This window comes from Paenibacillus etheri (assembly GCF_001012825.1).
Taxonomy (GTDB): Bacteria; Bacillota; Bacilli; order Paenibacillales; family Paenibacillaceae; genus Paenibacillus_AQ; species Paenibacillus_AQ etheri.
This window is the reverse complement of the sequence record NZ_LCZJ02000018.1, coordinates 215,469-238,945: the sequence shown is the minus strand read 5'-3', so window position 1 is coordinate 238,945 and position 23,477 is coordinate 215,469. Positions and strand designations below refer to the sequence as shown.

At 44.0% G+C, this 23,477-nt stretch carries 23 protein-coding genes and 2 riboswitches; of the genes, 4 read left to right on the top strand and 19 right to left on the bottom strand.

Annotation, left to right across the window (positions count from 1 at the left end; genetic code table 11):
* Positions 1-21: 21 nt before the first annotated feature.
* From UQ64_RS06535 to mscL, 11 genes are all read right to left on the bottom strand, one after another.
* Entirely contained in the window at positions 22-687 is a 666-nt protein-coding gene (locus UQ64_RS06535) for a nucleoside recognition domain-containing protein (RefSeq protein ID WP_060622668.1), read from the bottom strand.
* A gap of 36 nt (positions 688-723) precedes the next feature.
* Positions 724-1,923: a D-alanyl-D-alanine carboxypeptidase family protein gene (locus UQ64_RS06530; protein WP_060622667.1), complete on the bottom strand. Its 1,200-nt coding sequence runs from the start codon at positions 1,921-1,923 to the stop codon at positions 724-726.
* Positions 1,924-2,089: 166 nt separating this feature from the next.
* The gene (ytfJ, locus tag UQ64_RS06525; RefSeq protein ID WP_082651008.1) at positions 2,090-2,644 is read right to left on the bottom strand and encodes a GerW family sporulation protein; all 555 of its coding nucleotides are present in this window, start codon (positions 2,642-2,644) and stop codon (positions 2,090-2,092) included.
* A gap of 84 nt (positions 2,645-2,728) precedes the next feature.
* A complete protein-coding gene (locus UQ64_RS06520) occupies positions 2,729-3,442 on the bottom strand; it encodes a DUF2953 domain-containing protein (RefSeq protein ID WP_060622666.1) in 714 nt (237 codons plus the stop codon).
* Positions 3,443-3,627: 185 nt separating this feature from the next.
* Positions 3,628-4,230, bottom strand: coding sequence for an SMC-Scp complex subunit ScpB (gene scpB / locus UQ64_RS06515; protein ID WP_060622665.1), 603 nt, complete (start codon positions 4,228-4,230; stop codon positions 3,628-3,630).
* The gene (locus UQ64_RS06510) at positions 4,199-4,990 is read right to left on the bottom strand and encodes a segregation and condensation protein A (RefSeq protein WP_042129650.1); all 792 of its coding nucleotides are present in this window, start codon (positions 4,988-4,990) and stop codon (positions 4,199-4,201) included. The genes scpB and UQ64_RS06510 overlap by 32 nt, the downstream gene beginning before the upstream one ends.
* 135 nt (positions 4,991-5,125) lie before the next feature.
* Positions 5,126-5,593 carry a 6,7-dimethyl-8-ribityllumazine synthase gene (gene ribH, locus UQ64_RS06505; RefSeq protein ID WP_060623247.1) on the bottom strand — a complete coding sequence of 156 codons (468 nt, stop codon included), beginning with the start codon at positions 5,591-5,593 and terminating at the stop codon, positions 5,126-5,128.
* A gap of 36 nt (positions 5,594-5,629) precedes the next feature.
* Positions 5,630-6,883, bottom strand: a complete 1,254-nt coding sequence (locus UQ64_RS06500) for a bifunctional 3,4-dihydroxy-2-butanone-4-phosphate synthase/GTP cyclohydrolase II (RefSeq protein WP_060622664.1) — start codon at positions 6,881-6,883, stop codon at positions 5,630-5,632.
* A 63-nt stretch (positions 6,884-6,946) separates the two neighbouring features.
* Entirely contained in the window at positions 6,947-7,615 is a 669-nt protein-coding gene (ribE, locus tag UQ64_RS06495; RefSeq protein ID WP_060622663.1) for a riboflavin synthase, read from the bottom strand.
* Between the two features lie 101 nt (positions 7,616-7,716).
* Complete coding sequence (gene ribD, locus UQ64_RS06490; RefSeq protein ID WP_060622662.1) at positions 7,717-8,817, bottom strand: bifunctional diaminohydroxyphosphoribosylaminopyrimidine deaminase/5-amino-6-(5-phosphoribosylamino)uracil reductase RibD; 1,101 nt, start codon at positions 8,815-8,817, stop codon at positions 7,717-7,719.
* A gap of 215 nt (positions 8,818-9,032) precedes the next feature.
* Positions 9,033-9,208: riboswitch (FMN riboswitch) on the bottom strand.
* A 326-nt stretch (positions 9,209-9,534) separates the two neighbouring features.
* The gene (mscL, locus tag UQ64_RS06485) at positions 9,535-9,939 is read right to left on the bottom strand and encodes a large-conductance mechanosensitive channel protein MscL (protein WP_060622661.1); all 405 of its coding nucleotides are present in this window, start codon (positions 9,937-9,939) and stop codon (positions 9,535-9,537) included.
* 213 nt (positions 9,940-10,152) lie between these two features.
* On the opposite strand from mscL, the gene UQ64_RS30710 reads away from it, so the two are divergent.
* Positions 10,153-10,296 (top strand): hypothetical protein, encoded by a 144-nt coding sequence (locus UQ64_RS30710; RefSeq protein ID WP_156417470.1) that lies wholly within the window; start codon positions 10,153-10,155, stop codon positions 10,294-10,296.
* A complete protein-coding gene (locus UQ64_RS06480) occupies positions 10,297-11,400 on the top strand; it encodes a sensor histidine kinase (RefSeq protein ID WP_060622660.1) in 1,104 nt (367 codons plus the stop codon). It abuts the gene before it with no gap.
* A 199-nt stretch (positions 11,401-11,599) separates the two neighbouring features.
* Here UQ64_RS06480 and UQ64_RS06475 read toward each other — a convergent pair whose 3' ends face one another.
* A complete protein-coding gene (locus tag UQ64_RS06475) occupies positions 11,600-15,067 on the bottom strand; it encodes an LPXTG cell wall anchor domain-containing protein (RefSeq protein WP_167348460.1) in 3,468 nt (1,155 codons plus the stop codon).
* A 278-nt stretch (positions 15,068-15,345) separates the two neighbouring features.
* On the opposite strand from UQ64_RS06475, the gene UQ64_RS06470 reads away from it, so the two are divergent.
* Positions 15,346-16,104, top strand: a complete 759-nt coding sequence (locus UQ64_RS06470) for a YwaF family protein (RefSeq protein WP_060622658.1) — start codon at positions 15,346-15,348, stop codon at positions 16,102-16,104.
* Positions 16,105-16,164: 60 nt separating this feature from the next.
* Here UQ64_RS06470 and UQ64_RS06465 read toward each other — a convergent pair whose 3' ends face one another.
* The 6 genes from UQ64_RS06465 to UQ64_RS06440 all read right to left on the bottom strand — a co-directional run bounded on the left by UQ64_RS06465 (position 16,165) and on the right by UQ64_RS06440 (position 21,931).
* Positions 16,165-16,596: a peptidylprolyl isomerase gene (locus UQ64_RS06465; RefSeq protein WP_060622657.1), complete on the bottom strand. Its 432-nt coding sequence runs from the start codon at positions 16,594-16,596 to the stop codon at positions 16,165-16,167.
* 145 nt (positions 16,597-16,741) lie between these two features.
* Positions 16,742-18,076, bottom strand: a complete 1,335-nt coding sequence (gene lysA, locus UQ64_RS06460) for a diaminopimelate decarboxylase (RefSeq protein ID WP_060622656.1) — start codon at positions 18,074-18,076, stop codon at positions 16,742-16,744.
* 126 nt (positions 18,077-18,202) lie between these two features.
* The gene (locus UQ64_RS06455; protein ID WP_060623246.1) at positions 18,203-19,819 is read right to left on the bottom strand and encodes a spore germination protein; all 1,617 of its coding nucleotides are present in this window, start codon (positions 19,817-19,819) and stop codon (positions 18,203-18,205) included.
* Positions 19,820-20,335: 516 nt separating this feature from the next.
* Complete coding sequence (locus UQ64_RS06450; RefSeq protein ID WP_060622655.1) at positions 20,336-20,761, bottom strand: stage V sporulation protein AB; 426 nt, start codon at positions 20,759-20,761, stop codon at positions 20,336-20,338.
* Between the two features lie 2 nt (positions 20,762-20,763).
* Positions 20,764-21,420 carry a stage V sporulation protein AA gene (locus UQ64_RS06445; protein WP_060622654.1) on the bottom strand — a complete coding sequence of 219 codons (657 nt, stop codon included), beginning with the start codon at positions 21,418-21,420 and terminating at the stop codon, positions 20,764-20,766.
* A gap of 241 nt (positions 21,421-21,661) precedes the next feature.
* Positions 21,662-21,931, bottom strand: coding sequence for a glycosyl hydrolase 53 family protein (locus UQ64_RS06440; RefSeq protein WP_060622653.1), 270 nt, complete (start codon positions 21,929-21,931; stop codon positions 21,662-21,664).
* On the opposite strand from UQ64_RS06440, the gene UQ64_RS32790 reads away from it, so the two are divergent.
* Positions 21,898-21,978 (top strand): IS3 family transposase, encoded by an 81-nt coding sequence (locus UQ64_RS32790; protein WP_081390661.1) that lies wholly within the window; start codon positions 21,898-21,900, stop codon positions 21,976-21,978. The two genes, UQ64_RS06440 and UQ64_RS32790, sit on opposite strands and share 34 nt — an antisense overlap.
* A 99-nt stretch (positions 21,979-22,077) precedes the next feature.
* On the opposite strand, the gene UQ64_RS06435 is transcribed toward UQ64_RS32790, so the two are convergent.
* On the bottom strand, positions 22,078-23,037 hold the full coding sequence (locus tag UQ64_RS06435; RefSeq protein ID WP_060622652.1) for a DMT family transporter: 960 nt from the start codon (positions 23,035-23,037) through the stop codon (positions 22,078-22,080).
* Positions 23,038-23,163: 126 nt separating this feature from the next.
* Positions 23,164-23,312, bottom strand: a riboswitch (FMN riboswitch).
* Positions 23,313-23,477: the final 165 nt, after the last annotated feature.

The following is a 23,477-nucleotide window of genomic DNA, read 5'->3' as shown; positions in this document are numbered from 1 at the left end:
ATTAACTGGTACAAGTCATGCTCACCCTTTCAATGAAGAATTAGGCAGCGGCGTCTTCGATAATGGGGCAGATCCAGACTTTGCTGACGGCGGCTTTGGAGGTTTGCGCAGCAATGTCAGCCTTCGGAAGAATCGGTCAGCCGCAATCGCCGCAAGGGTCGCCACAGCCGTTGCAGCGAGGGTTGTGCCTACTATTCCCGCGGGATCTGCCGAATTGTAATTCAATCGGATCGCAATTAGTGTTGCGGGAATTAGAGTAATGCTTGCTGTATTAAGCGCTAGCAAGGTACACATTGCAGGTGTGGCTGTTTCTTTATCCGGGTTGAGCTTCTGCAACTCCTGCATCGCCTTGATGCCCATAGGCGTAGCCGCATTTCCGAGTCCAAGCAAATTAGCGCTCATGTTGGAGAGGATATAACCGATCGCAGGATGACCCTTCGGCACATCTGGAAATAGAAAGGATACGATTGGACCAAGTATCTTGGCTATTTTTTTTAGCAAACCAGCATCCTCAGCGATCCGCATGATTCCTAGCCAGAATACAAGCACACTTATTAAGCCGAAACTTACTGTAACCCCACTCTTGGCTCCGTCAAATACGGCGGCTGTAAATTCATCTATTCTGCCGTTAACGGCGGCGAACAGAAAACCGATGATGATCATTCCTAGCCAGATCCCGTTAATCATGGATACGCCTCCCTCTTCATTATTCAGCCTATCTGCTTACTTGGAGCTTTCGCCCAATTTAAATAACGCCTTCAGTGCACTTCCTAAAGCCTGAATCCAATTATCGGCAGGATATGAGTGTGCTTGCGTTGTACTATATTTTTTAGTATATGCCGATTCCTCAGGAGGCAAGGACTCTCGTGTATACACCGGAACCCGGCCAATCTCTTTGCCACCTAGATCAAGAACGAGAAACCCTTGCAGTCCAAAGTTTGATCTTGCAGCTTTGGATGACACCGCAGGCATCTGATTCAGGACAAGTTTAGTGGTCACTCGATCCTGCTCGCCTTGTCCAAAAGGGTAGGCAAATTTTTTGACTGTCACGAAGTCATAACCGCTCACGGGGTCCCCACGTTCGATTAAAGTCTTTAGCGGATAGTGATTAAACCCGAAGTTTAGTAGTGAAGCATGATCATTCCAGTCATCACCATCATTTATAGTCACTGCGACAAGCTGCTGGCCATTTCTGGTCGCAGAGCTGACTAGGCAGCGTAGGGCTTTTTTGGTATACCCTGTCTTCACACCGTCCGCGCCCTCGTACAAGTACAGCATTTTATTCTTGTTTCTCCACTTGTAATCCCATTTCTCATTTGGATTGTCCGCAGTTTTCTCCTGCGTCTTCACAATTTGCTTAAATACAGGATTATGAAGTGCATAAGCCGTCAGTACAGCTAAGTCGTTAGCACTCGAATAATGGCCTTCAGCATCTAGACCATGCGGATTAGCAAAATGGGTATTCTTCAATCCAAGCCCTTCCGCCTTATTGTTCATCAGGTATACAAACCCTTCTTCAGATCCGCCGATATGTTCAGCGATCGCTGTTGCCGCATCATTCCCTGATCGCAGCATTAGTCCATACAGCATATTTTCCAGCGTCATCTCTTCACCTTGTTGTAAATAAATAGAGGAGCCTTCTTTGGCGAAGGCATTTTTGCCAACTTTGACTTTAGATGCTAAATCGCCATTCTCAATAGCGACGAGGGCGGTCATTATTTTAGTCAGGCTGGCAATAAGCATAGGCTCATCTCCTCGACTGCTATACAAAATACGCCCGGACTCCACATCAATCAGTGCCGCTGCCCTTGCATGCGTAGATATGGAGATGTTCTCCGCGTGAATTAAAGTTAGCGGTGTCAGAAGAAACAGCAAAATACTCAATATTAAGGCAATTGGAAATTTGCGGGTTATTGTCTTCATATTTATCCTCCGGATTCTTATCGGTTCTTAAGTAAAGTCGTTCATTTCATGCTTATGTTGTACAAGTGTATGCGGACCAGCCTTAGGGTATGTCCTATCCACACAAAAAGGGACATCGCCTAATGTAAGGCGATATCCCCGACGCTATTTGTAGAATTATGTGTATCTAATGTGTTGATGCACTTGGATCGGGTTTAGCAGGTACTTGTGGTGCTTGTGCTTGTGGCGCTTGTGCTTGTGGTGCTTGTGCTTGTGGTGCCTGTGCTTGTGGTGCCTGTGCTGCTTGTGCTTGTGTAGCAGATGACCCAGCTTGACCTGAAGAACTACTGCTTTGGAACATGGTCTGGATTTTGTCGATGAGCCCAGGTGTGGCATCGATGATTTTCTCGAACAAATGCGTTTGATTGTCGAGTGGCACAATGTTCACTCCATCCTTACGAACCACTAGAAAAGCGATCGGTCTGATGGAGACACCGCCCCCGCTACCGCCACCAAAAGGAAGCATTTTGACACCGCCTTGGGAGTTGGATCCACTTATAGAATCTTCTACCCGATAATCACTACCCCCTGCAGCAAACCCAAAGGCCACTTTACTAATCGGCAGAATAATACTACCGTCAGGGGTTTGTACTGGATCTCCAACAATCGTATTAACATCTACCATACCCTTGATATTTTCCATCGCTGTTTGCATTAGGCCTTGAATAGGATGGTCGCTCATATTGTTTCCTCCTTTGATTGAGTACGAATTCTCTTGCTTCTACAGCGCTTATCATCCCCACTTCCACACATTTGTATGTAACTTTCATTCTAAACTTTGCTCATGAGGCTCCCTGCGCATCCGTTTTAGTAACTTTCTCCAATTACTGATTCCCCCTGTCTCTCTCAAGACACGTAGAAGAAGCTGCAATGATGCGTATACGGCATAGGAAACGGACATTTTACCCTCACATACGAACTCCATTGAAAAAGAATGCTCATCTTGAAAAACAGGCTTCACAAACACTCGTGGATTGTGTTTCAATTTGACCCACTGCGAAATAAATCCAACAATGCTCCATTTCAATCCCCAGACGGCCCCTGATGCTATGGCAGTGTCTGCCGCATCACCTAATGAGAAGTCCGTGGACCAGTCGAGCTTTGATATTTTGACATGCGATACGGTTTCCTTGAACCATTTCTTCAAGCCTCGTGTGGATTTCACAGCTAGCTGTATATTGTCTCGCCAGTGCTCAATTCTTTCTTTATCGAATTGCTCTTCCTTTACAGTATCTACACCTTTTATTGCAGTGCCTGTCTCTTTGAACTTCCCAATTACCCCTTGCTCCAATCCCTTAAAGACCAATCGGGGCAGTTCATAGTGGAGTTTAATTAGACCAAAAAGAGTGGTAACATCTAACTCCAACAGGTCATTTTTTCCATGTTTATAGCACCGAATACGGAAATCAATAGATGAAGACAGAACCAAGACCATTGCCAGCACTAACAAACCGAGGGGAATTACAAGCCATAACGTCACGTATTTACCTCCAAGAAACCTTAATAATGGGAACCTTTGGTTTAGTATGGCATTTTAAGCTGGAAAAAATTCGGGGTTAGGTTAAAAAATATGGTTCTTCAAAAAAATAGGGACTGCCCATAAACCATATGAATGGTTTATGGGCAGTCCCAGCAATACAAATCATTGCGTAATAACCAAAAAAACTAAGGCTGCTCTATGTCCTCGAACGTCATTTGAGTATCCAGCTTATTGAACAGTAGCTGTGTCTCCTCTTCCAAATTATCAGTGGATTCGAAGTTTGACGGTTCAGGCAGCTCATTCAGACTTGCGAGGCCAAAGCTCTCCAAGAATGATTTAGTCGTCCCATACAAAATTGGACGCCCTACAGTCTCTGCACGACCTACCTCATGGATCAAATCCTTGTTATTCAGCGTATGAATTGCACGTTCGGATTTCACGCCTCGAATCTCTTCGATCTCCACGCGTGTAATCGGCTGACGGTATGCCACGATCGCTAATGTTTCTAATGCGGCCTGAGACAAGGTTGATCTGGATGGGGAGTAAGCCAAGCGCTCAAAATAATGGGCATGATCCGGCAATGTAGCCAGCCGATAATTCCCAGCAATTTGGACTACCTGCAACCCCCGTTCCTGTGTTACATAATCCTCTTTTAGTTCTTCTAATGCTCCAGCCGCAAGCTCTGGTCGCTGCTCCGTAATCTCGGCGACTTGCCGTACGGAGATCCCTTCATCGCCTGATAGAAACAACAGGCCCTCAATAATCGATTTCAGCGTTTTGTAATCCATTGAAGTGTTCTCCTCCTCTCCACTCCATTACGATGTCTTCAAACAATTTCTCTTGGTAGCAAAAAATCGCCTTCATTTTCATTAGTTCCAGAATCGCAAGAAAAGTAACTACGATTTCGTGTCGCGCCATTTCATCGTGAAGCAGTGCTGAGAAATGGAGCCTTCCGCCCTTTCCTCTGCGCTGCAGCGCGTCCGATACATCACGTATACGATCTTTTACCGATATTTCGTCCCGGGTGATCCGCTGGTAAGATGACCTTCTTGCCGCCTTACTAAGTGCTTTACGGAAAGCAGCTATAAGGTCGGAAGTATGTAGTCCTTTTAGCGTATGATCAATCTCTTCAGGCACGAATGGACCCAGATCCTCCGGCTCCTTCGTAAAAATCAAGCTCCGCTCGCTCTCCATATCCATTAAATGAACAGCAATACTCTTGAATTTACGATACTCAATCAGTCGCTGAACAAGTTCAGCTCGTGGATCAAATTCATCTTCTTCGTAATATTCAAAATCATCGATCTCAATGACCGGTGGTTTGGGCAGCAATAGCTTGCTCTTTATAGATAATAGGGTTGCGGCCATCACGAGAAATTCACTCGTAATATCCAGTTCAAGCTCCTGCATACTTCGCAGGTATTCCATATACTGTTCGGTGATCTCGGCGACCGGAATGTCCTGGATGTCGATTTCCGCCTTATCAATTAAATGCAAGAGCAGATCCAGCGGACCTTCAAACGTTTCCAGCTTGTACAATACAGTCACGAAGCATCCTCCCGCCTAAAAAAGTAAAGTGCAGCGCCCTAAAGGACGCTACACAAGTAGAAAGGGCTCTATAATCCATGCTTTCTTCTTATACTATAAATAAGCACGAATTCAACTGATTCGTCAATAGCTGTCTTACTTAAACAGTTTGTTAAGATTCGCCATTTCAATCGCAGCAGTCGCAGCATCCCAGCCTTTATTCCCTGCTTTGGTTCCTGAACGCTCAATGGCTTGTTCAATATTCTCAGTAGTAACTACCCCAAAAATTGTCGGCACGCCGGTTTTAAGATTGATCGCAGCTACCCCTTTAGCAACTTCATTACATACATAATCATAGTGCGTTGTAGAGCCACGGATAACGGTTCCTAAAGTGATTACAGCGTCGTATTTACCGCTTTCCGCCATTTTTTGAGCGATCAACGGAATTTCAAACACGCCTGGAACCCAAGCAACATCTACTTCCTCATCGTTAGCACCATGACGTTTAAATGCATCAAGGGCACCTGACAAAAGCTTGCTAGTAATAAATTCATTGAAACGTCCTACTACGACTCCGTATTTTAACCCCTCGGAAACTAAATGTCCTTCTAAATATTTCGGCATATCATTCATCTACCCTTCGTTTTTTATTGTGTGTGATTATACTTTCGAATCCTCATTTTGTTCAATGTCGTCAAAAGACAGCAAATGCCCAAGCTTCGCCTGCTTCGTATGGAGATAATTGGTATTATCCTTATTCTCTGGCATTTGTATTGGCACGCGCTCAACAACTGCCAATCCATAACCTTCCAACCCTTTGATCTTACGCGGGTTGTTCGTTAAGAGACGAATTTGACTTACACCTAGATCCTTCAGAATCTGCGCACCGATCCCGTAATCACGCAAATCTGCTGGAAAACCAAGCTTTAGATTCGCATCTACAGTATCGAGTCCTTCTTCTTGAAGCTTGTAGGCTTTAAGCTTATTAATAAGACCAATGCCTCTTCCTTCTTGGCGCATATAGAGTAACACGCCTCTACCAGCAGCTTCAATCTGCCGCAGCGCCGCTTCAAATTGTGGACCGCAATCACAGCGATGGGAGTGAAATACGTCACCCGTCAAGCATTCGGAGTGTACACGTACTAACACTGGCTCATCACCGGAGATATCGCCCTTCACCAATGCTACATGTTCTTTATCATCCACTTCATTCGTATAGGCAATGGTCTGAAACTCACCGAAATCCGTAGGCAGACGTACAGACACCTCGCGATTGACGAGCTGTTCTTTCTCGTTCCGATAGTGAATGAGATCTTTGATGCTGATCAACTTAAGATTATGCTTCTTAGCAATCTCAACCAGATCAGGTAACCGGGCCATCGAGCCATCTTCTTTGATGATTTCACAAATCACACTGGCTGGATATGCGCCACACATACGGGCTAAATCAACAGCAGCCTCTGTATGTCCGGAACGGCGCAGTACACCGCCTTTTTTCGCAATCAGCGGGAACATATGGCCAGGTCTAAGGAAATCAGATGGCTTCGCTTTTGGGTCAATCATTGCTTTTACAGTCAAGGATCTCTCACCCGCAGATATACCAGTAGTTGTATCTATATGGTCAACAGATACAGTAAAGGCTGTGCCGTGATTATCTGTATTGTGGCTTACCATAGCTTGTAGTTCAAGCTCTTCCGCACGCTCAGCGGTAATTGGCATACAGACTAAGCCACGTCCCTCAGTGATCATAAAATTGATGACTTCTGGCGTCGCCCTTTCAGCAAGAGCTATAAAATCCCCTTCATTCTCACGATCTTCATCATCTACCACGATGATGACTTTGCCGCGCATTAAATCATAAATAGCTTCTTCAATCGGGTCCAAGACACTTTCCTTCTTCGATTGTTCGCTCATCGATTCTATCCTCCTAATAGCTTTACGAAGAATTGTTTCCTTCTTCGTAAGCTTACTCTTTATTTAAACAAATCCGTTCGCCGCCAAGAAATCACGGCTAATCCCGGAACTGCTATCACTTTCTTCCTCTTGTGCAGCTGAGCCATAATGCAGAAGATGATCAACATATTTGCCAAGGACATCACACTCTATATTTACACTATCTCCTGCCCGCTTATAAGTTAGCACAGTTTCCCCTAACGTATGCGGGATAATGGATACAACAAGCGATGAAGCCGTCGTCTTTACTACGGTTAAGCTAATTCCATCGATTGTGATCGATCCTTTAGGAATGATGTATTTGAACAGCGATTTACGATCTGGCGCAATCTCATATACCACAGCATTCTGATCACGCTTTACGCTTTTGATGACAGCTGTGCCGTCTACATGTCCCTGAACAATATGACCTCCAAATCGACCTCCGGCTGCCATTGCTCGCTCCAGATTCATCCGACTGCCAGGACGGAGCTCCTTCAGGTTACTGTTTCGATAGGTCTGAGGCATGACATCCACTGTAAAATAGTTCTCGCCTAAAGTTGTCGCTGTAAGACAGACACCATTAACCGACACGCTATCACCAATCTTCAGATCATCCATGATGGCCGAAGCGGCAATGTTCAGCACCATCATTTCTCCACCGGTGGAGACACTTCTCAAAGTGCCAACTTCTTCGACTAGTCCAGTGAACATGCTTTCCCTCCTAGGAGTTTTGTGTGAGTAACACTTCTCCGCTATCTCTCCGAACAAAACTTGCTCCGGAAGTATACGCTTAAATTTTGTAACCATTCGCTTTATCGTACCGGAGTACCGCTAATACATACATTATCTCCGAGCACCTTTACTTCCAATCCCTCCAGAGAAATGGCATCCTTCATCAGCTCTACACCAGGAAAAACGAAGGTTCCTTTCGCATCAGCACCACCGCCAACAATCTTTGGAGCGAAAAAGAGAATCACTCGATCAACCAGCCCACTCTCCAGCATCGCACCATTTAGCGTGCCTCCACCTTCAAGTAAAATCGATCCAATTTCCATTTCCCCGAGCGTTACCATAGCGGCTTTCAAATCCACCCGTGGTCCTGCTCCGCTAACAATGATTTGCACACCTGCCTCAAGAAGTGTTGCTTTCTTAGCAGCATCTGCGGCTTCTGTTGTCACGATGATAGTAGGCGCTAGACCGTCACTTACAACTGCTGAATCCAAAGGAATACGTAGCCCAGAATCAATCACAATCCGGATCGGATTAGTACCCGGCACTTCCGTTCTTGTCGTCAGTGAAGGATTATCTGCAATCACTGTGTTCACACCGACCATAATTCCCTGATGCCGATGCCGCAGTGTATGTACGATCTCCCGCGCTTCTCCATTCGAAATCCATTTACTGTCACCAGATTTAGTAGCTAGGTTACCATCCAGCGTGCTGGCACTCTTGAGCGTCACGAAAGGTTGTTTTGTCAAAATATATTTGATAAACCGCTCATTTAGCCGCAGCGCACGATCACGCAATAACCCTACTTCCACTTCAATGCCATGCTCACGCAGCATTTGTACCCCGCGACCTGCCACCTGAGGGTTAGGGTCTTCACAAGCGACTACCACTCTGGCTACTCCCTCGTCGATTAACCTTTGACTGCAGGGTGGAGTCTTGCCATAATGACTGCACGGTTCCAATGTTACGTAGGCAGTGCTTCCCTGTGCTTGACCGGCTGCCATATTTAAGGCATGTACCTCAGCATGACCCGTTCCTCGCTGCAAATGAGTTCCAAGTCCAATCATCGCTCCATTCTTTACAACAACACAGCCAACAACAGGGTTAATTCCCGTCTGTCCTTGGGCCCGTTCTGCCATATCCAGCGCTAGCGACATATAAAACTCGTCATTCATATTATCCATCTCGTTCCTCCTATCCACTTACTGTCTATCTGATGCATAAAAACAGAAAAACCCATCTCATTCTCCAGGAGGAGTAAGATGGGTTATGCGAGAGTTTATCGGCAGTCCAAATAAAAGTGTGCGTAAATAACCGTCAAACGACGGTAATTGTGAAATATCGCACATAATAAATGAAAACACTGCAGTCCACCTGTCTATTACAGACAAGCGGTTAACCTCTCCTTCTTCCATCCAGACTATACTGTCGGTCCCGGAATTTCACCGGGTCCACCGTTCGCGTCAACAACGCGAGCCGGGTAGCGGACTAAGTGTGGTAGATAAACTTAATAAATAAGCACTCTACAACAGCATCACCGCCGGTAGGGAATTACACCCTGCCCTGAAGGATTGATCCTTTATTTAATTGAGGTTCAAGTTTTCCTTACTTACAAAATTATCACTTACACCTTCGAAATGCAAGTGCGTTTTATATATTTACTTAAAATTTGTAACTTGATTCTAAGAGGTATGGTGATTACAAGAAGAAATGACATGGTTTTATATTAACAAATTTTCATGAGGATTCGGCTCTCTCTCTTATACATCTATCCCTTTCGTTGGGCTATAGAAAGCCTGCAAATGTACAGTTATAGCCCATTCCATACATTACGTAAAAAGAAGAAAACTAAGAAGCGCCAGGATTGAATCTCCAGGCGCTTCTTAGTTTTCTTTTTTCTATTACAATCCACGTTCTTGTTGTTTCAACAAATCACGAATTTCCGTTAGCAACACAATATCTTCTGCGGGTACTGGCGTCTCCACCACTTCAACTTTAACGGCTTCTTTGCGCTGGAATTTATTAGCCAGTTTAATCACCATAAAGATTGAGAAGGAAATAATAAAGAAATCAACTACCGCCTGCAAAAATTGCCCATAAGGGATAAGTAGTTCATTATGCATAACCATGACACTTAGAGCCCGATCCTTCAGATCTATACCACCTGTTATCAAGCCAACAATTGGCATAATGATGTCAGATACTAATGAAGTCACTATCTTACCAAAAGCTGCTCCGATAACGACAGCAATGGCTAAATCTAGTACATTTCCTTTCAGGGCAAAAGCTTTAAACTCTTTCCACATCTTCCAATTCTCCTCCAACCTATTGAATTTGAAATTATTATAGCATAGCCGCTTCCCAAATCTTAAGGCTTGTTAAGAAACTATTAAGTTTACCTTTACTTTTCTTTTCCAATAAACCCCATTTTCAAGGCGCATGCTATACCGACGACTTCCTCCAACAATCAATACTTCTTGTAGTACAATTGCTTTACATGCCAGAAAGGACGTTGAATCATGCACAACGCAACATTGCTCGGAGTTGCTCGCCCGAAACAAGGGACAAGTACTAAGTATGGAACAAATCTATGCCAAAGTATGGAATATTTAAAGACGGTATGGGGCGTTGGCTACAAACTGGAAAATAGGAGGTTCTTCTAATTGAACTTTAAACGATTCGATACCCTATCTTGGAAAATAGTCGGCTTCAGCTTAACAAGTCTAGCACTTACAGCAGCAATTTTATTGGTCGGCTATTATGGAACATCCCTTTTAATATGGCTCAATCCTTCTCGTTCCTTCTGGGGCGTTAAACTCCTCCGCTGGGTGATCAATAACATCGGGTCTACGCCTATAGTGATTCTTATGGGGATCCCTTTGTTTATTTTTTTCATTCTGAAGCTATCCAGAAATACAACAAGCAATCTTCATAACATTTCAAGCGGGGTTCAAGCGATTGCAGACGGCAACTTATCTTTCAAGGTACCGGTAACAGGTACGGATGAACTCGGTAAACTCGCCGAAAATATGAACCTCATGGCTGGCAAGCTAAAATCCGCTATAGAAGAAGAACGAGCAGCAGCGAAAGCAAAAAACGACCTAATCACAGATGTCTCCCATGATCTCCGAACCCCTCTCACTTCTGTACTCGGATTTCTGGAGTATGTGGAGAACGATCGTTATAAGAACGAGGTCGAACTGCGTTATTATGTGAATATCGCCTATGAGAAATCCCTGGCTCTTAAAAAGTTAATCGACGATTTATTCGAATATACACGCGTTAGCAGCAGCGGGCTCCCTCTTAATTTAAAACCAGTAGATCTCGGAAAGCTGCTCGAACAGCTTGTCGAGGAATTCGCTCCCGTACTGAAGCAAGCAGATATGAGCTACCGTATTCATACGGATAAGGACCCTTTGATTATCCATGGCGATGCGGACGAATTAGTACGATTATACGAGAACCTATTTACCAATGCGGTTAGATACGGTAAAGAAGGTAAAATTCTAGATATTTCAGTTTATAGAACAGACGATAGAGTAATTGCTACATGCACGAATTACGGAAACCCAATCCCTGCCACGGACCTCCCCCACTTATTCAAGCGATTTTATCGCGTAGATAAATCACGTTCTCGAGAGACTGGCGGGAGCGGCTTAGGACTCGCGATTGCAAAGAGCATCACAGAGCTCCACGGTGGAATGATTTCAGCCAAAAGCTCACGCAAACAAACTGAATTTGAGACTTCCTTCCCTGCGAGCGAATGATGCTTGTGGGGATTTTTTCATTTATAGCTTTTGTTGCAGAACAGCTTAGATGGAACGTTTCTTGTGAGAAGCAGGGTGAATGGCTACGCTACAATCTAAATTCATAGAATCATATGCCACAGGTAAAAAGCACCCGACATTTTATGCCGGATGCTCTTTCCTCCTTCTTGGATTATCACAAGAGAATACGAAGTTGACTTTAACTTCTGTTTCCCCTCCGTCTAAATACACGGTTTAGAATAAAGCCTATGGCTATTAATCCTATACCTGTCATGTAGAGCGGTGCAGGGCTACTCTCACCCGTCTTAGGAAGCTGAGAAGCACTTGAAGTGCTGTTATTCACTGTTCCTTTCGGTACTTCCTCATCAACAATGTCCACATCTCCCGACGGAACATTCTCATCTGTAATTACTAAATCCGGATTTCCTTCCTCTTCTGATGTCATGGATTCTTGACCAGTCGTATTTCCAGGGCCAGCAGGTACTGCTGGATCATTGATGATTACTCCCGGCACCATCGAACTCGTAGGTGTAGGTGCCACCGAGCCTCCTAGGGTTCCTGATGTTGGTGTGGAAGTAGGTGCTATCGTCGATTCTGGGGTAGTTGTAGCTGTTGGCTCTATTGATGGAGTAGCAGTTGGTTCCGACGATGCTGATGGTGGTGTAGTTGGAGCTATAGTTGGCTCTGGCGTTGCAGTAGGCGTAGGCTCCACTGCTTTTTGATTCGTAATTACGAGTTGCTTCGTTGACGAAGAATGAATAGACACTGGATGTTCTGTAGAATCAAGTACATAGCCACTTGGAGCTGTTGTCTCAATCAATACGTAGTTCCCTAGCCATAATTTGTTGAATGTGGCTGTACCAGCGGAATCTGTAGTTACGCTGGCAATAAATATCTGGTCTGAACCGTTTAGACGATAAAGTGCAAAAGTCGCATCCCTCAGCGTTTTCAAGTTATCCTCAGCATCCAGCTTCTTGATCGTCAAGGAGCCTCTAACCCCGCTGCCAGATCCTGATCCACTCGAGACACCGACGATAATTTCTTTAGAAGAATCTTTGCTTATTTCAATAACATTATAGCCACTGAAACGAACAGTATTTATAACTTTGTCTCCTGTATTCGCCATAATCAGGGATTGATATTCGAGAAAATAAGGTTTACTAATCTCCTTGGCGAAGCTTAAATCAAACGACTGCTTGCCGTCTACATCCGTTTTTATGTCTAGGCTGTAATCGATACCCTGAATCAATTCAGGTCCGCTTTTTGTTACATCCCCGCTCTCAGCTACGATTGTAGGATACAGATGGAATGAATCCTGCAGCAAAATCTGATTAGCGCTAGGAGTATCTTTGATTGACGCATTCTTCACAGTAGACTGACTACGATTAATTTGAATGCTCCAATCGATTTTTCCGCCATTCTGAACACCATTTTTCAAGAGATATTCGTCTCCATAAGGAATCTTTACGGAAGCGTTCAAATCCTTGGATACCTTTTTTGTCCCATCATAGAGATTGGCTTTATTATCAACAACAGTGCCGATGACTTTGCCTTCAAGACTTGTATGAAATTCTATATAATAGGCGGATTGAATAGCGTCTGTAAAAGTGACCTGCAGCTCATTATTACCATTAACACTGTATGTGTATTTGCTACTGTTCACTTCAACACCCTTCGTTGGGTCTCCATTCTTAGCAACATTCATGGTGTACACTTTCAGCGATCCAGGAACCAGGGTTTGATCCGATTTCAAAATATCCACGACTTCTGGCTCTGTAACCGTTTTGCTATTATAATTGACACCTAATGTCCAAGCTAATTCTTTAGTTGAAGCATTATAGGAACCAAACTTCAAACCATTACTTTTCGCTTCAGTTCTTGGAATAAATAGCCCTTCTGCTTCTGTTGTGCGAGGAATTTCGGACGTGTCTAACCAGTCCATCCTAACCTTGTTATTGAAATTTTCAGTATTAGACCAAATCCAGTCCTTATTAAATTCCGTTGTATAGCTAATCGTATAAAGACCAGTAATCTGCGAATCGAAGACAACCTTGAATCCTTTATTAGCCTGAACAGGAGCATTGTAAACCAAACTATATTTGGAAGGATTCAATACATTCCCATTAGAATTTCTAATTACAAGCGATTCTGGAATGAACTTCAATCCTCCAAATGGGAACGATTCCGTAATCTCAACCTGACCCATTGGATAGTTATCACTGTTTAATGTGACTTTCCATCCAACCGTTTTATTCTGATAATCTACGCCTGATAAGTTCTTATACAAAATGGCTGACCGTATTAAGCGAGTAGCTTCTCCAGTATAGGTACTGTCCGTAACTGTATTAGTGATTATAGTATCTTCAAACACACGCTTTACAGCTTTGGTCTTATATTCGATTCGATAAGAGGATGTTACATCTTGTTTAAATTGCAAGATGAACCCTGACTTACTCACGTCTGACGCCGCAACTACAGTGTAATCAAGATCCTTTGTCAACAGATTGCCTAAAGTTGCCGTACCTGCTGAATCCAGTTGCACCGTGTATACTTTTATCGAATCGGCTACTAACGCTTGAGAATCATTAAACAAATCCTTTACTACAGCATTTCCTTGTGGAATCGTTTTTTTATTATAGTTATATTCGATTGCCCAGGAAATGATTTGGTTGCTCCAATCATATCCGCTAGAGTACTTGTTCAAGCTTCCTCCTCGTTCTACTTGAACAGTAGCAGAGGAACTAGCAGGAACTTGCCCATCACCTGTAAAAGTCGCTGTATTCGTGAAGCTCAGCTGATGCTCGTTAGTAATAGCCGTGGAATATTCAATACGGTAAGCACTCGAAATCGCAGGATCGGTGAAACGAACAATTAACGATCCCCCATTGAAGTCTGTAGAATATTTGCTGTTATCAAGTAGTACACCCTGCGTTACCGAACCGTCCAACCGGATACTCAGTTGATACACACTCACAGTGACCGGAGTACTAAGTGACAAGCCTGCTGGTATAGGGTCCGTTACAACTGCATTACCAACAGTTTTTAATGATTTGTTAACATCAACAGACCACAAAATATGGTCTGCATTGAAGCCTTGAGGGATCCCCCTTTTCTCAATGGTTGATCCTACACTCGGCTTAAAATTCACCGTAACCGTCTGAACGCCACCGCTCAACGGAAATAAAATTTGCTGAACAGTACTTCCTGAGATTGTTTGTTTGTCAAACTTAGTATTGATCCGAAGCGTTCCTCGCACGTCATCATGCGTTTCTATGTAGTCATTAAAGGTCATCTTTACTTGGTGTGATAGCTGCTCCACTGCAAAAGTTCCTACATCTCCATCCTCTGAGACCAACGAGCCGTTAATATCATTAAACAGCTGAAACTGCTCTGGAAGCTGAAAGGTAAAGGTGTCACCTTGCTTGTACTGATGAGCTTTAGGAAGTGACCACGTATAATCTAATGTTACATTAGCATCTTGCTCATAGACGCTATCCGTGACCGTCTGCCCGTCTGCACCATATACAGCCATTGAGACACTGGTGATGATATTTCGCTCTAGATCGATTGCTGCTGCTTTTACTTGTGGAGCGAACCCGATGCCATAGGCATATTGCGCGACAAGCATCAGAATAACGATCATCACACTTATTCTTTTCTTTAACATAACCCTAAAGCCTCCAATTCCTTTTCCAATTTGATTTTTCTCTGTTTGCATCCCCTCTTGAAGCTTAAGCTCTGCCACTCCTCATGCTCGAATGCTTCTTATGTAATTCCGCGCCATCGCCCCATCTTATGTTAAAATAATGAAAAGCCTTTCTGTTGTGGCTTAGTTGACAGAATTTATACATATATAACCATTTTATAGATGTCTAGAAACAGAAAATCTCAAAATTTTACAAAGTTATTTTTGAAGTACTTTTCATGTACGAAGGAGGTTGGTTCATGCATCTTTCATCTTATTTTGATCGACAGCGTACGGAGGATTTCCTTATGTTCTCCCCTTCACATTGGATTGCTCTGTCTATCATTACATTGGTTTGTATACTGTTTTACTGTTTTAGATTCGAAATCCGGACTGATGTGAGGCTTCGGCAAAGTGTGCGTTTGCTGCTGATTATTATTCTGATGTTCTCAGAAACAGGACTTCAAATATGGTACCTCTCTCAAGGTGTATGGCAATCCAACAGCTCACTCCCACTCGAACTATGTGGAATTACTTTACTCCTATCCGTTATCATGCTGATTACTCGCAGCCGAACACTTTACTCCTTTCTGTATTTTGCTGGGATTGGTGGAGCATTCATTGCTTTACTCACACCAAATCTGGTCTATCCGTTCCCTCATTTCCGATTTCTACTGTTCTTTATAGCACATGGAGGTATTGTTCTCGCTTCTCTTTATATGACCTGGATTGAGGGCTATAAGCCCACTTGGAAATCACTCTTGTTCACCATGCTTGGACTAAACATTGTGGCCGCTTGTGTGTGGGTCGCTAATTACATTCTAGGATCTAACTACATGTTCCTATCTCATAAGCCCAGTACTTATTCTGTATTGGATTATTTCGGGCCTTATCCTTATTACCTGCTTGTTGAAGAGTTGTTTGCCTTCATTGTGTTTCTGCTCATGTATTTGGTATTCTTCTGGGTGCCAGAGCAGCATAAATCGAGACGTAAACGAATACGCCGGATTCCTTATTAAAATAAAAAAAAGGCTAGCCTCCTATAAATCCGGAGACTAGCCTTTTTAAATTCAAAATTCTTAAGCTTCGATAATTTCTACCGAAGTCATTTTGTCGCATCCTTTAAAAGTATCAACAAGATCCATACCTTCAACTACTTTACCGAATACAGTATGAACTCCATCCAAGTGAGGTTGCGGTGCGTAGCAGATGTAGAACTGGCTTCCACCTGTGTTCTTACCCGCATGTGCCATAGCAAGTGTTCCGCGCTCGTGTTTGTTTGGGTTGATTTCGCAGTTGATTGTGTATCCTGGACCACCAGATCCAGATCCGTTAGGACATCCGCCTTGAGCTACAAAACCAGGGATAACACGGTGGAATGTCAATCCATTGTAGAAACCATCTTTTGCTAGCTTTTCAAAATTAGCTACAGTGTTTGGTGCATCTTGATCGAACAAGTCGATCAGCACTACGCCGCCATTTTCTAGAGTGATTTTCGCTTGCTTTGCCATATGTAAATGACCCCTTTCAAAAATAACAAAATTAGAATACCTCAATTATATTACTATGAAACCACACACAAAGCAAAGCAAGCAGGAGTAATTCCTGCTTGCTCATTATTACCATTCCAATTTTCCCTATCTAACATTAGGACTGTTACTTAGCAACAGCGGCTTGTTTAGCGATACGCTCAGGAACAATATCGTTGGCAATAAGATCATTATAGCTTTCACGACGCACTACAAGATCGCTGTGTCCGTTCTGAACGAACACTAAAGCCGGGCGACGAAGCCGATTGTAGTTGCTAGCCATGGAGTAATTGTAAGCGCCTGTGCAGGCTACAGCCAACAAATCGCCGCTTTCAGCCTGAGGCAGTTCTACATCCCAGATCAGCATATCTCCACTCTCGCAGCATTTACCAGCGATGGATACAGTCTCAGTTGCGTCTTCGTTTGCACGGTTAGCAAGCAATGCCTCGTATTTAGACTGATACAATGCAGGGCGTGGATTGTCGGTCATTCCGCCATCAACAGCAACGTACTTACGCACGCCAGGGATATCCTTATTAGATCCTACAGTGTACAATGTAGTTCCTGCATCTCCAACAATGCTGCGACCCGGCTCCACCCAAATTTCTGGCAAAGCACTATAAATCCCAGCAAAATGAGTCTTCACAGCATCCGTAATCGCTGTTACATATTCAGAAACATGTAGCGGGGTATCACCCTCAACATAACGAATACCGAAACCTCCACCTAGATTTACTACACGGAAGTCCACATCCAAACCTTCTTTAACACTACGAGCAAAACTCGCTACACGTTCAACAGCAAGCTGGAATCCATCCGTTTCAAAAATTTGAGAACCAATATGGGAATGCACGCCAAGCAGCGTTAAATTCTCTTTGCTAACTGCCACTTTGACTGCTTCATAGGCGGATCCATTACCGATATCAAAACCGAATTTGGAATCGGTCTGACCTGTTGTAATGTACTCATGCGTATGTGCTTCGACACCTGGTGTCACACGTAACAAGATGTTAACTTTAACTTCTTTACGTGATGCAATCGACTGCAAAAGGTTAAGTTCTACCAGATTATCGACTACAAAGCAGCCGATGCCAGCATCAATCGCCATTTCGATTTCTTCAGACGTCTTATTGTTGCCATGAAAATGAATGCGTTCTGCAGGAAAGCCAGCTTGCAAGGCTGTATAAAGTTCGCCATCAGATACAACATCAAGTGACAAGCCTTCTTCATCAGCCAAACGTACCATAGCCATCACCGAGAACGCCTTGCTTGCGTAAGCTACTTGGAACCCAAGTCCAGAGGCTTTAAAAGCATCCATATATTCCCGGCAACGTTGTCTAACCAATTGCTCGTCCAATATATATAGCGGGGTTCCATATTCCGCTTTCAATTCAGTTACATCACATCCGCCGATCTCCAGATGCCCAGCATCATTAATTCGGCTAGTACCGTGTAGAAACATTCTTTAGTCCTCCAATTTCTGTGGAATATCAAGGTTCCACCCTGTCTTAGTGTATTCAGTATAACAGACAGTGGGAACTCCATTGAATGGACTAATTTGCAGTAGTTTTGTATTTTCCTACGATTGTTAATCATTCTTTTGATTAGGTGGCATTCTTGTATTGTCTCTTGTTTTGTTGAAAGACGGCCTTGTCTTCGAGCTTAGAACAGGCTTACGCAATAGAATTTCACTCATTGCCTTTGCATTAAAAGGTATAAACGGCCACATATATGACGAGTTATAGGAGCGATGCGTCGTCAGGAAAATCGTAAGTAGCGTCGTGCCAACCATGAAACCTGGCACTTGGAATGCCGCAACGGCTACTAATAACACAAGCCTGACTATTCGATTCGCCAGACCCAGCTCATAACTTGGGGTTGCAAACATACCGATAGCGGCTACAGCCATATACAGAACAACCTCATTTACAAACAAACCGCTCTTTACCGCTATATCACCAATCAATATGGCTGCAATCAGACCCATCGCTGAGCCTAAGGGGGTAGGTGTGTGCACTGCGGCCATTCGCAGCAGATCAACCCCAAGTTCCACAATAAGAAATTGGGCGAGTATTGGAATTCTGGCAGTCTTCTGTGGTCCAATAAAATCCAGTACAGCTGGCTTTAGTTCAGGATGAATGACAAGCAACATCCACAGCGGCAGGAGGAACAAAGACGCAAATATACCGATGAAACGGACCCACCGCAAATACGTACCCATAAAAGGAGTCTGGCGATTCTCCTCTGCATGCTGACATAGATCAAAAAATGTAGTCGGAAGAACTATAACAATAGGCGAGGTATCTACAAATACTATTACCCGTCCTTCTAATAAATTGGAAGCAACAACGTCAGGGCGTTCAGAATAACGCACCATTGGATATGGATTCCACCCACCGCCAACAATCGCCTCCTCCAACTGTTTATCTGCCAAAGGAATACCATCAATATCAATGCTATTGATTTTATCGATAACAGACTTAACCTGTGTTTTATCAACGATATCATCAATGTAAGCCACGCAGACATCCGTCTGTGTCCGTCGTCCAACCTGAAATAGCTCATATTTCAGCCCGGGATCACGAACCCGTCTTCTGACAAGCGAGATATTACTCAGCAGAGTCTCTGTAAAACCGTCGCGTGCACCGCGCACCACCCGATCAATCGAGGGCTCGGCAGGACTGCGACTAGGATAAGAACGGGTATCCATGATGATAACTTTATTCTCACCTTCAATGAACAGAACGCTCAGACCTTCAAGTACCTTCTTGATACTTTCACTTAATGAATTACCCTCTTCCACTTGGATGTGAGGGACATATTCATTCATAAAGCTAGACAGCACACCCGTAGACAGATTCTCAGATGTGAGATAGGTCAGACGTTTTAGAATATCATCAGTTACATCTGTATTAGTAAATCCACTTAAACAGAGTAGAGCTGTCTTATGTCCGCCAAAGGACATCTGTCTAAATGTTACATCAAAGCTTGTTCCTAGCCCCATTACCTCAGTAAGTGTTTGTTTCGTAACTTGCAGGGAAGTAGAGATTTCATCATTGCCTTGCCAGTAAATGACGGATTCTTTTAACGAGTTGGAGTGCTCTCTATCCCGTTTCTTCTGTAGCTTACTGCTTCCCTTTTGATTACTGATGTCTTGTGACTCTTGCTGGGCTTGCTTCTCAGATGGTTTGGACTTTGGCGTCACTAGGGCTTGAGATTCTTCCCCGGACTCTGTTGCCGCCCCAGATCCGCCTGTTTGTTGGGCATTCTGATCTTGCGCCTCATCTTCGGATTCCGAGTCTGAATCTAAGCCGAATAACCTGGCAAAAAATCCTTTGCTAGGCTCATTCTGCCCCTGATTACCGAGCTCATCTGACGCTTCGGCATCCTGCTGCCCGGAGTCCGGCTGAGCAGACGCTTCGGCGCTTTGCTCTTCTGTCCCGAGCTCATCTGACGCTTCGGCACTTTGCTCTTCTGTCCCGAGCTCATCTGACGCTTCGGCATCCTGCTGTCCTTGACTCGGGTCAGCTGCAGTAGTATTTTCCGCTGAATCTGCGTCTTCACTGGTCACAGAAGCTCCGTTAGCCTCAGTGTGATCAGCAACTAGATCTGTTGCAGTATTTTTCATTGCTGCGGCAGCAGCAGCATTTTCTTCCTGATGATCCTCTTCTGGCACAGAATCACCGCTGTGAATAAATTTGCTCATACCATGACCTCCTATTTACTGTCGGTATACAAACCAGTCGAACAAAGAACCCGCGACCTTCCCGCTTACCATCGCCATTAACAACCCGAACAGATAATGCGTCATATTCAAGCGTTTAGCGAGTATCGGCAGCACATTTAATACCTCGGTCAATGCTGCTGCGAGCATCCCGACAAAAATCCCGTCAAATAGTCCTATACCAAGTTCAACTAAAGGACCTAAGGATATTTTCCAGTTCCAAAAATCACTTACGGTTCCTAGCAATGATCCGACTACCATCGCACCCTCGTACCAATGTACTTTATCGTAAGAAGAGGTTAATTGAGCCAGACGGGGCACCATGTCGAGCACCACAAATAAAGCGATCACACCGCCGCCAACTGCGATCCCTCCCGCAATACCCAGCAGTAAATTCAGTCCCAGAGATAAAGGTGCTGTCATCTTCAGTCCTCCATGTTCTCCGGTTGTTTTTCTCCACGGCGCCTCATTTTGCTGTACTCCTCATTGACGACGTAATGATCGATATTTTTCTGATACAGGTACATTTCCACTTCTAGCGGTGTAGGCTCCTCATTCCACTTCTTTTTAAATAGATGGTTGAAAAAAATGACCATTCCAAAACCGATTCCAATAGAATAAGCAATCTGAAATACAATCGGGTGCTCATCACGATGTCCGGTGATCATCTCCACAATTCGGATTTGTACCTCCAGCATGTTTACATCTGCATGGAAATTCATGATTGTCAGCGCGGATCCAAAGAATAACAGCAGCCACACTAATACAAACATCGCTACTGAAGGCTTCCTTCTCTCCATCGGACCCTCAATCTGCACAATCGTCCTTCCTTCACCGATCGGCTCAATCACTGCATCCGGCAGAAGCTCATGAATGAGCGGAATAACCATCAGCAGATCGATCAAAATCAAGTTACCGTCACTTTGCTCCGGCTCTTTTAGCAGAATAGATTCCAACGACTTCTTCAGCTCAGGCTCAGCAATCAAAAAAGCAATATCACCCAGTGTGATATCTTTACCTTTGGGCACCGACACACGGTTCTTAAGCTGTATATAGATGGCGGGAGCAGAATGTTGTTTCATCCGCAGTCCTCCTAAAGGTTTTGGTGAAGTAACTCCGGTGCAAGATAACGGTAGTATGGGAGGAAAGCCTTATTTTTACTCTTGAAGCTCTGAATCAATTTCCAAAGACGCTGTGATGTTGATTGTTTATTGGGATCAAGAGCGCTTACCTCACCTTACAATTAAGTTATAAAAAACATAAAAAAAAGAAGACGGCCATGGCTAAACCATAGGCTGTCTTCTTGTTCTATCCCAGAGATTCTTAAAAATGGAGCGAATCCAGTTTCTTACCTTCAAAATCAAACAGAGTTAAATTGGGCCATCCATTTTCATGACCAACAGACCATTCCTTTTGTGAAGGAATCCAGGCAGGTTGCCAGTAATAGAAGCCGATTCCTTTTCCATTAGGTGTATTCTCAATTACGTTTATGAAATCCTTCATATACTTAGTCTGACCCTCTATTGTGGCTGGATAACCTTCATGGAGCTGGGTTTCCCATTCACTTTTACAATAACGAACGGTTACAGGCAAAACTAAATGGCCTCAGCCCCATTGAATTTAGGACTAAGGCCGCTTAAACTACTTTTATTTATTGTATTGTCTACTTGACGGGGTGCAGTTCATTCCAGTCATCCCTTTATACTTTATTTAGTTCAATCTATACAATCAAAGTCTGTTCAGAGCGTTTGTGCTTTGGATTGTTGACTCGATATGAAGAATAGAGCGGTCCAGATCAAAGCGAACCCGATAATTTGCGGTAGAGTGACGAGCTGCTGGAATACGATCCAGTTAATGATTACTCCCGTCATTGGAAAGCTTAGTTCAGCCAATGTAGCGAAGGAAGCTTTGGTAGTGCTGAGTCCTTTGTAATACATTAGCATACTGAGTAGTCCGGGCAGCAAAGCCTGCAACAACAAATTAATGGCTATGGCAGCAGATGCACCAAATCCACCATTAATCTGCCAAGGAGCACCCTCTAGTGTGGTGATAACGAAAAGCAACGGCAGCGCCAATATAAATCTTAGGGAAGTCACTGTCTCATATTTCATAGACCCAAGCAGATAACGCCCCATTACTGTCGAGCCACCCCACAATGCGGCCGCTCCTAAAGCCATCAGACTGCTAACGCCGATAAAGTTGTTCACATGTCCGAATGGAATACTCCATCCAAAGGTCAGCAGATAGGTTCCTACCAGTGCCACAATAATGAGGATTCCGAAATTTTTAGGCAGACGTTCTTTAAGAATTAAGGCTGCTAGACCGATAGCGAATATCGGCTGAAGCTTTTGCAGCAACAGCACAGCATTTAAATCCCCGCTGGAAAGAGCCATTGTAAATAGGATGGTCGCTCCCGCAGAACCGCCCCATGACACAATCAAGAGGGCACCAATTTGTCTTAGACCAACGCCTTTAAGCTCGGCACGATGACGCCAAAGAACAGGTGAAGCAGCCAAGAAAAGCACCACATGCTCCAAAAGAACAATTTGCGATGAGGTCAAAGATTTTAAGAGGATAATACGAAAGAGCGGATCAACGCCCCATAGTGCTGCACCGAACACAACGAGCCAAAACCCACTTCGTAACGGCGACGTGCTGCTTACCTTATTTGCTGATGATGAAGCTGTTACATTACTCATAATTCCATTCTCCTTGTCGATACAAACCCTCGATAAGAGACCAAAAACCCCCGAATCACCATAAAAGGTCGACTCGGGGGCATTATCAATAAAGACGTACAGGATAGACTCCTAGCGTCTTTATCTTATGATCCTCTCCCATCCGGACTTTACCGTCGGCTCTGGATTCACACCAGATCAGTCACTTCTCTGCAAGCAGAACAAGTGAGTCGCGGGCTCAGTTCGCTTTGAACATTACCGCCGGTTGGGAATTTCACCCTACCCCGAGAATCTTGTATTCCGTTGTTTTTTTCACAATCTCAGAATAAACCTCTTCTTGCCATTCGTCCAGTACTTTATGAAAATATACATAAATTTTTCATGTATTACAGCTTTTTATTACATATTTTTTTCGTTATTGTTCTACTGTCTCATCCAAAAAAATCTGTATAATGAAATTA